Origin of the sequence: Streptomyces sp. NPDC017943 (assembly GCF_044328425.1) — a bacterium.
Lineage (GTDB): Bacteria > Actinomycetota > Actinomycetes > Streptomycetales > Streptomycetaceae > Streptomyces > Streptomyces djakartensis_A.
The window spans coordinates 1-10751 of record NZ_JBIRHH010000032.1; the positions used below are offsets into that span (position 1 = coordinate 1).

General features: G+C 64.1%; 5 protein-coding genes and 6 pseudogenes. 6 read left to right on the forward strand and 5 right to left on the reverse strand.

Annotation, left to right across the window (positions count from 1 at the left end; genetic code table 11):
- Positions 1-256 precede the first annotated feature (256 nt).
- Positions 257-763 (forward strand): annotated as a pseudogene (locus tag ACH4C6_RS35025) (transposase); the annotation flags it as partial.
- 55 nt (positions 764-818) lie between these two features.
- Here the strand turns inward: ACH4C6_RS35025 and ACH4C6_RS35030 are convergent.
- From ACH4C6_RS35030 to ACH4C6_RS35040, 3 pseudogenes are all read right to left on the reverse strand, one after another.
- Positions 819-1012 (reverse strand): annotated as a pseudogene (locus tag ACH4C6_RS35030) (IS5/IS1182 family transposase); the annotation flags it as partial.
- 212 nt (positions 1013-1224) lie between these two features.
- Positions 1225-2155, reverse strand: a pseudogene (locus ACH4C6_RS35035) (transposase family protein).
- A gap of 1292 nt (positions 2156-3447) precedes the next feature.
- Positions 3448-3684 (reverse strand): annotated as a pseudogene (locus ACH4C6_RS35040) (transposase); the annotation flags it as partial.
- Positions 3685-3704: 20 nt separating this feature from the next.
- On the opposite strand from ACH4C6_RS35040, the gene ACH4C6_RS35045 reads away from it, so the two are divergent.
- The 3 genes and pseudogenes from ACH4C6_RS35045 (at position 3705) to ACH4C6_RS35055 (ending at position 6302) form a co-directional block, all read left to right on the forward strand.
- Complete coding sequence (locus ACH4C6_RS35045) at positions 3705-4082, forward strand: hypothetical protein (protein ID WP_398112675.1); 378 nt, start codon at positions 3705-3707, stop codon at positions 4080-4082.
- A 262-nt stretch (positions 4083-4344) separates the two neighbouring features.
- Positions 4345-5214 (forward strand): annotated as a pseudogene (locus ACH4C6_RS35050) (IS5 family transposase).
- Positions 5215-5462: 248 nt separating this feature from the next.
- A complete protein-coding gene (locus tag ACH4C6_RS35055) occupies positions 5463-6302 on the forward strand; it encodes an IS5 family transposase (RefSeq protein WP_398112676.1) in 840 nt (279 codons plus the stop codon).
- Between the two features lie 24 nt (positions 6303-6326).
- On the opposite strand, the gene ACH4C6_RS35060 is transcribed toward ACH4C6_RS35055, so the two are convergent.
- Entirely contained in the window at positions 6327-6770 is a 444-nt protein-coding gene (locus tag ACH4C6_RS35060) for a transposase (RefSeq protein ID WP_398112677.1), read from the reverse strand.
- 171 nt (positions 6771-6941) lie between these two features.
- Here ACH4C6_RS35060 and ACH4C6_RS35065 point away from each other — a divergent pair.
- Positions 6942-8178, forward strand: a pseudogene (locus ACH4C6_RS35065) (IS256 family transposase).
- Positions 8179-8367: 189 nt separating this feature from the next.
- On the opposite strand, the gene ACH4C6_RS35070 reads toward ACH4C6_RS35065, so the two are convergent.
- A complete protein-coding gene (locus ACH4C6_RS35070) occupies positions 8368-9201 on the reverse strand; it encodes an aspartate/glutamate racemase family protein (protein WP_398112678.1) in 834 nt (277 codons plus the stop codon).
- 416 nt (positions 9202-9617) lie between these two features.
- Between ACH4C6_RS35070 and ACH4C6_RS35075 the strand changes: the two genes are divergently transcribed.
- Positions 9618-10214: a transposase family protein gene (locus ACH4C6_RS35075; RefSeq protein ID WP_398112679.1), complete on the forward strand. Its 597-nt coding sequence runs from the start codon at positions 9618-9620 to the stop codon at positions 10212-10214.
- Positions 10215-10751: the final 537 nt, after the last annotated feature.

The window sequence follows — 10751 nt, forward strand, 5'->3', positions numbered from 1 at the left end:
GCAACCCCCGCAACTACCTCGCCTTCCTCGGCCTCGCCGCCACCATCTGCTGCTACAAACGACTCGTCCACCTCACCACGTAGGACACAGTCTAAGTGCCGCGGCCTTCCTCGCCGCCTCTCCTGTGACCTTAGCCTCGCGCTTTCATGAAGCGGGTTGTCCGGCAGGCGGGCAGGAAAGCAGAAAGTGCCCCTGCCCAGCAAGCATGAGGATTGTCGAGGTCCTTGTTCCTGCCACCGCCGGAGGCACTTCCCAGGTGAAGCACTCTATCGGGTCCTATCCCCGTGTCCGCGTCCAGGACGACGGCCGCCAGGTCGTCTCCCAGACCGGTTCGGTCCTGCTGGTCGAAACGGTCCGCAAGACCGGTCTTGACCGGGCGATCTCCACAGCTCTGGCGCCGTGGCGCAAGCCGCGGGCCATTCACGATCCCGGCAAGATCCTCCTGGATCTCGCTCTGGCAGTCGCGCTGGGCGGGGACTGCCTCGCCGACGTTGCGATGCTGCGGGCCGAGCCGGCCCTCTTCGGTCCGGTCGCCTCCGATCCGACCGTCTCCCGCCTGATCGACACCCTCGCCGCCTCCGGCGAGAAGGCCCTGCAGGCGATCCGGTCCGCCCGCTCCGAAGTCCGCAACCGTGTCTGGCCGTTGGCCGGTGAGAACGCCCCGGACACCGGCGGGCAGGTCGTCATCGCTCTGGACGGCGTCCTCGTGACCGCCCACTCCGACAAGGAGGACGCGGCCGCGACCTGGAAGAAGGCCTACGGAAGGGGCAGCAGTTGCCAGGCGGCCTATGGGGAGCTTGTCACGACCGCCGTCAGATGCCGACACCGAACCCTGCGGCGAGCTGGGCGTAGGCGTGGCCGCAGCACAGGTGCGCCAGGACCAGCAGAGCCTGACGGCTCGCGCTCACACGACGCCAACGCGTCCCCACTTCCTCGCGGCGGGCCCGCAAGTGGGACGCCAGGTACCGTAAGGTCGGAGTGGACACACGATGCCGGACGGGTAGACAAGCACGCCGAAGCTCCTGTTGGACAGGCGATCTTGGTCGTGCACCCGTCTACCAGGAGCTTCTTCACGTCCAGACACCACCCCGACCCGCCCAACGCCCCACCTCATCGGTCAGGTTGAAAAGGGCTCAATATCACCAGCCCGCAGAACTCAAGCCCTTCGCTAACGAGGTGGTGCGTGATAGCAAGGAGCCGTGTTTGGCCTGGTCGTAGCCTGTTTCAGACGGTGACGGTGCGGTCGGAGACGAGGCTGGCGATGGCGCGGTAGGTGTCGGGGAGGCGGTCGCGGCGGTGGTTTGAGCGGGTCAGTCGTTTTCAGCGTTTGTGGTCGGTGAGGGCGTGTTCGACGGTGATGCGGTCGGAGGGTGGCCGTGGCGGTCGCGTTCCCACTGTTCGACTCTGCCGGGCAGTGCTCCCGGCCGGGGTTTCCTCGGTGGTGTGATGGCTTGTCCCGCGGTGGTCGTGTTTCTCAGGCCGAGGTAGCCGTCGTCCAGGAGGACCTTGATGTCGGGGAAGTGCTGCAAGCAGACGGCTATACCTTCGTTGCGGGCGGCCGTGGCATCGTGCATACGCCCAGGCCGCAGAGCGTCGGTCGACAAGGTCGGCCTTGATCGTCGGCGATGACGGTGGCCTTCATCGTGTTCTGCTCTTCTTGCCCGAGACGAACGCACGGCGTCCGCCGCGGCCGGCTTGCCCTCGGGGGCCGGCGGACCTGGATCTCGGTGGCGTCCAGACGCAGCTCCACACCTTTGGCCTGGGCATAGGCGAACACGTCCGTCAGTATCCGAAGCAGCAAGCTCGGACGGTCGGGAACCGCGCACCCTCGCTCCGCCAGGAGCGTGCGCACCTCTCCGATCACTCAGGTGACGGTGCAGCGGTCGACGCCCAACACCAGCCCCAGCACCGCGTGCGGCAGGTCGTGCCGCAGATGGATCAGGGTCGCCACCAGCCGGTCGACGAACACCAGCTGATGACGGGCGCCGCCACCTTCGGCTCGCTTGCGGGCCCCGCCTCGCAAAGCATGGCGACGACCCTCGACCCCGGCCTGCCACGGCTCGGCTAACTCATCCACCAGGCAGGCAAGATGCTGCCGAGAGAGCCCTGTGAACAACCTATGCGCCAGCACCGTCCGATTGACCGTGATCACCACAGCGGGATCATGCCATCCACCTGGCAGGACACCTCACCCGCTATCACGCACCAACTCGTAAGGACCCCCGCAGGGGTGACGCGGGTCCGGCTACGGGGCAGCGGTGGCAGCCTGATTGATGCGCGCCAGACGTGCCGGGCAAATCGACGGATGCGAGCCAGGATCGCAGGAGCCTGAACTGCAAGTGAATGTGAACCGTATGTACGGGTAATCCTGCTGCCCGTGCAGCGGCAACCCAGAGCAAGACTCCGATTCCCACGGAAGGTGTGGCATCATGCCTATGTCCCAGGAGCAATGGCGCGACTTGGCCATGAGGGTCGCGAATGAGGACTATGCCCAATTTTGCACAGCCAATCTCATGAAGACTCCCCAACTGCATCCAGGTGTAGTCGCACGTGAGGCGGAGGCACATCTCGCAGGCAGCACCCCGCAAGAGCGAGACGCGTTTGCATCGTACCTGACAAATTGCAGGCTTGTCGTGTATGGCGACGCAAATGTCGACTATGATGGAAATGGGCGAGCATCCATCTCCCCAGGATGCTCGATGCTTTTGAGCACAATAAACACTTCGCCAACTCCCGTACAGAAGAGGCCGTCCCGCTTTGCGAAGTTCGCTGAAATGATCATTCCTGGTAGGCCAGATAGCAGCAGCTACGTGCGTCTCGAGGACTCTGATGCACCGGCCCAAAAGGGAATTTCGAGCAATCCGCAGTATCTGCACAGGCGTACATAAAGGTACGGTTCTCGCTGGACTCCAGGTAGATGCAACGGAGAAGCTCAAATAACCCCGGGCCTCACGTCGACGCTTGGTTCAGGAGTCGTCGCAACACCTCAGTTCAAGGGGTGCGCTTGAGTTCGAGATCCGCAATGTGCGGACGGTGGCCCAAGGTCGCAAGAAGCTGGTCCGTGATCGCAAGGAATACTTCCGGCTCATGGGCCAGGGCTGACCAGCTACGAAGCGTGCCGGATCGTGGGGATCAACTATGGCACCGGCAAGCGGTGACAGACAGGGCTCGTGCAAAGTCCCTGGTTGTGCGAGTGGTTGGGGCGGACAGCAGAGCAGGCAGGATTGAGTGATCATTTGGGTGTCTAGCCTGATGATCACGAGGTTGCCCGTGCCTGCCGCTGTATCTTCTCCCATCCCCGCCGTGCTGGCGAAGTTGGGTCTCCTTGACGCTGACCAGATCGCTGACCTGCGGCCCTTCCTTGAGTCGGGGCCCGATCCGCGCTCAAGGAAGGGCCGCTGGTTCTCGCTGACGGCGATCCTGCTGGTGTGTGCCTGCGCGGCGGCTCCCGAGGCAAGGAGCATCGACGAAGGGCACATCTCGCCAGGCCACTCCCTTGCGCAGGACGTAGATGATGCCGGCCAGGGCAACCCGGTCCGGCACCGGCAGCCGTCCGGGGTGACGCTCCCGCCGCGCAGGCCGCTCTGGCAGCAGCGGGACTATTCGCTCCCACAGTTCATCGGGGACAAGGTCGGTAGTCACGACGTAGGAGCTTGCCAGAGAACCTGGTTGAGCCCACTGGATCGGCTCGTGATACTCCCCGAATGACCAACAGTGCACAGCCCGAAGCCACTGAACAGGGATGGGAGGAACCCTGGTACCGCGTCCGTACGGACCGTTTCGTGGCGTCCTTCCTGCCCGGCGCAGGTGAGGACCTGGATGCCGTCTGCAACGTCGACGTCGAGGTCCAGTTGGTAGACGGCGGCTCACGCTGGAGCGCAACCGTGTTCACCGTCGCGGAGGTCGAGCGCCTGATGGACAAGGGGGTTCAGACCGGCGAGGACCTGGGCGGCCGCTACTTCTGGTGCTCCGACGGGCTGATTGTTCGAGAACCCGGCATCGACAACATGACCCAGGTGATCGCCGGTCTGCTCGACTCCGGCGACTTCCAGCAGGTCCTCCAGCGACTCGATGACGAGTGACCACCTCAGCTGCATTCTGAAACGATCAGTAAGAGGTTGTTTTCACCTTGCTTGTGCTGGTATCTCATAAATTGCGAGCCATAGAGGTCTGATGCTGGTGAGGTGGTCGGCGCGATGGAGCCTTGAGGGCCGGACGGGGTGATGTCTGAGGCCGGATGCAACGTGCGCCTGTCTCATTCCAAGACGCCCTGTTTCATTCCGTGCTTCCACAGCCGAAGACGCACGCCTGGGCGCACTCGGCTCGGGGCGGTAAGCCCAGGTCATGAGTGAGCGACGTCCGTATCCGGGTGATCTGTCCGATGCCCGCTGGGAGTTGATCGAGCCGGTCCTGACGGCTTGGCGTTTCGAGCGCCGCGGCCGGGCCCTGGACTTCGGGCGTCCGCCCGAACATGAACTGCGCGAGATCATGAACGCGATCCTCTACGTGGATCGCACGGGAGTGCAGTGGCGCTATCTGCCGCACGACTTCCCGCCCTGGGAGACGGTCTAGGGCTACTTCGCGAAGTGGCAGAAGGAAGGGGTGTTTGCCCAGCTCAATGGCCTGCTGCGGGAGTTGGTGAGGCGAAAGGAGGGCCGGAATGCCGAGCCCTCGGCCTGCGTCATCGACGCGCAGAGCGTGAAGACCTCCACCAGCGTCCCCGCCGCGAGTCAGGGCACGGACGCAGGCAAGAAGATCGTGGGCCGCAAGCGGAGCATCGTCACCGACACGCTCGGCCTCCTCCTGGCGGTGTTGGTTACCGCGGCCAGTGTTCAGGACTCTGTGGCCGGCACCCGACTGCTCGATCAGGTTGCCGCCGGACATCCCGGCATCCGCAAGGTGTGGGTAGACGGCGGCTACCGTCAGCACCTCGTCGAGCATGCCGCCACCTTGGGCATCGACATGGAAATCACCGCCCGCACCCCCGGGGCCAGGGGGTTCACCCCGATACCGAAACGCTGGGCAGTCGAGCGGACCTACGGCTGGCTGATGCTCCACCGCCGTCTCGCCCGCGACTACGAAACCCTCCCGTCCCGCTCCGAGGCCATGATCCACCTGGCGATGACCGACCTCATGGCCCGCCGCCTGACCGGCGAAGCCACCATCTCCTGGCGCGACCCGACCTCACCGAATCAAATACGCATCACGGGATGAAACAACGGGAGAAAACGACCTCTGAGTGGGCGTTCACATAGCGTTTTTTCGATATGCGAGTTTTACCCATGTCCCGCTTTGGGCGTCTTCACCAGATAGGGGCTATTCGTACTCTGCGGGGCCGAGCACTCGACTGTCCGTCTCATGCGGCTTCATGTCCGAAAACCCGTCTAATTTGAAAACACCACAGAATCGCCTGAGTTCCAGCGGAACCTGCGCCTCCGCCGTACTCATGATCACGCTGCGCCGTGAGCGAGCGCAAGCCGTACCCCAGCGACCTGTCCGACGCCCGATGGGCCCTGATTGAGCCGACGTTGACGGCCTGGAGAAAGGCCCGACTCGAACGCCGGCCGACGGGACAGCCGGCCAAAGTCGAACTGCGCGACGTATTCGACGCACTCCTCTACATCAACCGCACCGGAATCCCCTGGAAGTACCTCCCGCACGACTTCCCGGGCCACGGCACCGTCTACTTCTACTACGCCGCATGGCGCGACGAGGGAATCCTCGCCCAGCTCAACTACGACCTGACCGGCCTGGCCCGCGTCAGGGACGGCCGCAAGCCCGAACCGACCGCCTCCGTGATCGACACCCAGAGCGTGAAGACCTCCACCAACGTACCCCTGACCAGCCAGGGAACCGACGCCGCCAAGAAGATCGTCGGCCGCAAGCGCGGCATCCTCACCGACACCATCGGCCTCATCCTCGCCGTGACCGTCACCGCCGCCAGCCTCTCGGAAAACGCCCTGGGAATACGCCTCCTCGACCAGGCGAAGGAGAAGTACCCAACCATCTTCAAGAGTTGGGTCGACACCGGCTTCAAAAATTCCGTCATCGAACACGGCGCCCGCCTCGGAATCGACGTCGAAGTAGTCAACAGAAACCCGGATAAGCGCGGATTTCACGTCGTGAAGAGACGCTGGGTAGTAGAGCGAAGTATCGGCTGGATCATGATGCACCGCCGTCTCGCCCGCGACTACGAGACCCTCACCGCCAGTTCCGAAGCCATGATCCACATCGCCTCGATCGACAACCTCATCAAACGCATAACGGACGAGACCACACCAACCTGGCGAGGAACCTACTAGGGCATACAGGGCAATACGCCTAGATCAAATGCCCTCTAAGTCGGCATCGGTGTCGGCCACGGCTTGAAGGAAGGCATTGGTGGCAAATCCGCGGTCCAGCAGCACGACCATGCCCTGGCGCAGTGAGCGCAGCAGGCGGCGTCCCAGGACGGGCTCGCCGGGCTTGCGGGGGCCGAAGACCGCGTCGATGACCGCGCGGGTGCCGCAGGCGACCAGGGCGATCAGCAGGACCTGCGGGTAGCCGGAGGCGGCGGTGTACTGGTTGGCCCCTTTGCCCAGCCGGGCCCGCACGTCCGTATCGTCGGCGACGTCCAGATACGTGCCGTCGATGGCGACCACCAGCAGTCCCGCCCAGCGGGCCCCGGCAGTGCGGATCGCTGAGGCCGGGCCGCGCAGCAGGTCGAACAGGGCCCGCATCGGGCGCACGCCGAGCCTGGTGCGGGCGTGCCACAGCGCGGTCGCGGTCACCGTCGGCGCCGGCAGCGTCTCAAGGGCGCCGGTCAGGGTTGCGTTCAGGGAATTGGTGTACCGGTTCCCACCTGATCCGGGTGTTTGTCCCGGCGTCGGAGTGAGGGTCCGGATATGAGAACGGCCAACGGCTGATCTTCGAGGTGTCGAAGCTCGAAGGAGATCAGCACGATGACCGCACCAGACAGTCTGCACCTGCACGCCCTCGCCGAGGACAACCTCGCTGCGGCGAGTCCCGATCTGCTGCGCGCGATGGTGAAGACATTCGCCGACGCGCTCATGTCCGCGGAAGCCGACGCCCTCTGCAACGCCGAATACGGGCAGGTCAGCGACGAACGCGTCAACCACCGCCACGGCTACCGCCCATGCCAGTGGGACACCCGCTCGGGCACCGTCGAACTCGCCGTTCCCAAACTCCGCAGCGGGAGCTACTTCCCGCACTGGCTTCTGGAACGACGCCGGCGGGCCGAGCAGGCTCTGATCTCGGTGGTCGCGACCGCCTACCTCCTCGGCGTCTCCACCCGCAGAGTCGAATAGCTCGCCGAGTCCTTCGGCGTCACCCAGCTGTCGAAGTCCCAGGTCAGCGCAATGGCCAACACCTCGACGAGCAGGTCGCGGCCTTCCGCAACCGGCCCCTGGACGCCGGCCCTTATGCGTTCGTCTGGGTGGATGCGCTCACCCAGAAGGTCCGCGAGGGCGGACGGATCGTCAACGTCCACGCGCTGATCGCGGTCAGCGTGAACGCCGACGGACACCGTGAGATCCTCGGCATCGACGTCGCCACCGCAGGGGACGGCGCCGGCTGGCTGGCCTTCCTGCGCTCACTGGCCGCCCGCGGCCGGTCCGGCGTCCAGCTGGTCGTCTCCGACACCCACACCGGCCTGCTCAACGCGATCGGCGCCGTCCTGCCCGGCGCATCCTGGCAGCGCTGCCGCACCCACTACGCCCGGAATCTGCTGAGTCAGGTCCCCAAGTCCGCCCAGCCATGGGTGGCAACGCTGCTGCGGACGGTCTTCGAACAGCCCGACACCGACGCCGTGAAAGCCCAATGCGGCACGTCCTGGATGCCCTGGAGACCAAGTTCCCCAAGGCGGCAGCCCACTTGGACGCCGCCCAGCACGAACTGCTGGCGTTCACCGCGTTCCCGCGTGACATCTGGCGGCAGATCTGGTCGAACAACCCCCAGGAACGGCTGAACAAGCAGATCCGCCGCCGCACCAACGTGGTCGGGATCTTCCACGACCGCACCGCCGTCATCCGGCTCGTCGGCGCGGTCCTGGCCGAGCAGAACGACGAATGGACCGAAACCCGCCGCTACATGGGACTCGACCTGCTCGCCAAAGCCCGCCTCCACCCGATCGAGTCAGAAACCGACGACGCCACCCTGCCCACCGAACTCACCGCATAGCCTCAAGAAGAGATCACCGAGTGGCCGTCGATACACCACTCCAACGGACGTGACCGTACCCAGGCCCAATTCGCTAGCAACGCACGACGATTCTTCCATCGCCGTCAGCGCCAGCCGCACATCGTCCGCGGCTACTTCCACGGCCCGCACGTCCGCTAAACCTTCGAAGAGAACCCTTTGAGTTTCTGATCAATAGGACTCGTGCCGAGCCACCCCTCGGCCGCTGTTACGGTACCTCTCACCATTCCGAAGCTCCAGAGGTAGGAGCCGCGTGCGCGCCGCTGGATCGATCAGTGCTTGGCATGGCCCGAGCGCTTTGGTGTCAAGCCTGGATAGTGCTGACCACATCGTCACCTGATTGGCCGAGAGTACCGGTATTCCAAGCTCAGTCTCAAGTTGCGCAATCACGTCATATGTGGCCAAGTTAGTGCAGCTAATAAAGACAGCATCTGCAGCGTCATCCACTGCAATTCGAGCCATATGCATTGTCTTGCGATATGACACCTTCCAAATATCTCGAGTCAACCCCATATATGCGCATCCTGTGACTGTGACGCCTGCCTCGGCGAGATACTTTTCCAGGGCATGCGTGACGGACGTCGTGTACGGGGTTACCAAAGCCACGCGATGTACGCCCAAATTATCCAGAGCCTCGAGCAGTGCGCCGGAGGTAGTGACCGAGGGGATGGATGCCGCACGCGTCATCACCCGGCACATCTCTCGCTCACCCAAGCCTCCTTCGATGAAACTTCCGGATGTGCAGGCATACGCCACAACCTCAGGAGCGACCGCAGTAAAACTGCGTACCGCGCCAACTAATGTCTCTCGTCCACTCACTATTCGGGCTAATTCGAGGCTCACCTCTGCTTGGTTATGTGGTGTACGTGTTACGTGCAGCGAAACGTGATCTGGGACCCATCGCCAAAGTTCTCGGTCCAGTGCGAAATCGAAGGGTGCTACAACGCCTATACCGCGCTGCAGGTGAGTGTTGTCAGTCAATGCTTCTCGGCTTTCCAGGCTCATTTCCCATCCCGATTAAGTTTACGTATGCCGTTGAGGCCACAAGTTGCCTCCCCGGGATCGTCTACGTATGACAGCCAGGCTTGGGTCACTGAACCTCCTTCCTTTGAATAGCTGCAGGTCAGCAGGTGTAGACGGCTTGGATGATGGTGTCGATGCAGCGGGCAGGATGGTTTGAAGGCCAGATCGATCAGCGATCCGTGCTGTCATTGCGTCTTGACGGTGGGGGCGGGCCGTCATCTGGGTCTTTGAGAAGTCTCGAGGTGGGCGGTTCGCCTGCTGAGCACTGGTTATGACGGCTTGTCGCTTCTGTCGGTAGCGGCCTTGGACGCGGAACAGGCATGGCGGCTGGTGATCATGTGGGTGTCGAGTCCGTATGAGCACCGAGCGAGTCCGTGCCTGCGCGCCCGTCTTCCCGTATGCCGTCATGCCTTCAGCAACTGGGGGACGCCTCCAGTCCCGACCCGCTGGAAACGGTCACTGAACTGCGGAGTTATCTGGCCGTGGTGCCTGACCCGCGAGCCCGTCGCGGCATCCGTCATCCATGGGCGGCCCTGCTCACCGCTGCGGCCGCCGCCGTTCTGGCCGGCGCCGCCTCGATCACGGCGATCGGAGAGCCCTACCGCCCAGACCACGATCTACAGCTGCCGTGTCTGTTCCCGTTCGGGTCGGAGATCTGCGGCCGGTGTGAGGCATTGGAACAGACCCTGGCTGAAGCGGTCCGGGACAAGCGTGCGGCGGCCGGGCTGCGCAGCACCGCCGCCGGCTTCGCCGCCCTGACCCGCGAGCTGGTCCGCGTCGCCGTTCTCGCGGACCAGGGGGAATCGGGCCTCCCACCCCGAGCAACGCCTCGGCAGGCCGCCGCGCCGCACCGGCCACTGCAACGGCCGGGACGGCGGGCAGACGTCCGGCGGCGAGCTGCGCACGCGGCACGGACATGGGATCCGGGGACTCAGCCTCCCGGCCCTCTCGCGCTACGCCCACGGCTCCCTGCGCAGGCCCGGCCTCTCGGCTGAGGCCGTAACGAAGGGGTGCAGAAGATGGCAGACGAAGACCTCTGCGAAAACTGCGGTGAGGCATGCGGAGACGCCTACTGCGGAAAATGTCCGCACTGCGGTGGAGAGCTTGAAGAGGACTATGTACGGCCCAACCCATGCATGAAATGCCGTCTAAAAGCACAGAGGCAATCCGCTCGAGCCGCTCCCTTTCGACATTTGAACGAACGCCATCGTCCGGTTTTTTGATGCATCCTTAGGAATGCCCGCACGGTCTGTTGTTGCGACCGATGGGCTTACCCCGTCTTCCCTGACGGTGTGCCAGTTCGGGGTGGTCACCGGGTGATGCCTCGTGCCATGCCACGCCTTGCACCCTCGTCCCTGCAGGTCAGCACACATGATCCCGGGCCGGGCGGGTGGTCCGGGCCCGGGAGGGGTGGGGGGTGCTGGCTCCGGACTCGGTCTAGGTCGTGTCTCTTTGATGGGTTGATCAGTTGATCGGATGTGCCTGTCCGATTGATGATCACCGATGCGATGTGGGACCGGATCGAGCCGCTG

Coding starts and splice junctions, on each gene's coding strand:
- ACH4C6_RS35070 (WP_398112678.1), bottom strand. CDS start 9,201: ATGAGCCTGGAAAGCCGAGAAGCATTGACTGACAACACTCACCTGCAG.
- ACH4C6_RS35075 (WP_398112679.1), top strand. CDS start 9,618: ATGCCGTCATGCCTTCAGCAACTGGGGGACGCCTCCAGTCCCGACCCG.
- ACH4C6_RS35045 (WP_398112675.1), top strand. CDS start 3,705: ATGACCAACAGTGCACAGCCCGAAGCCACTGAACAGGGATGGGAGGAA.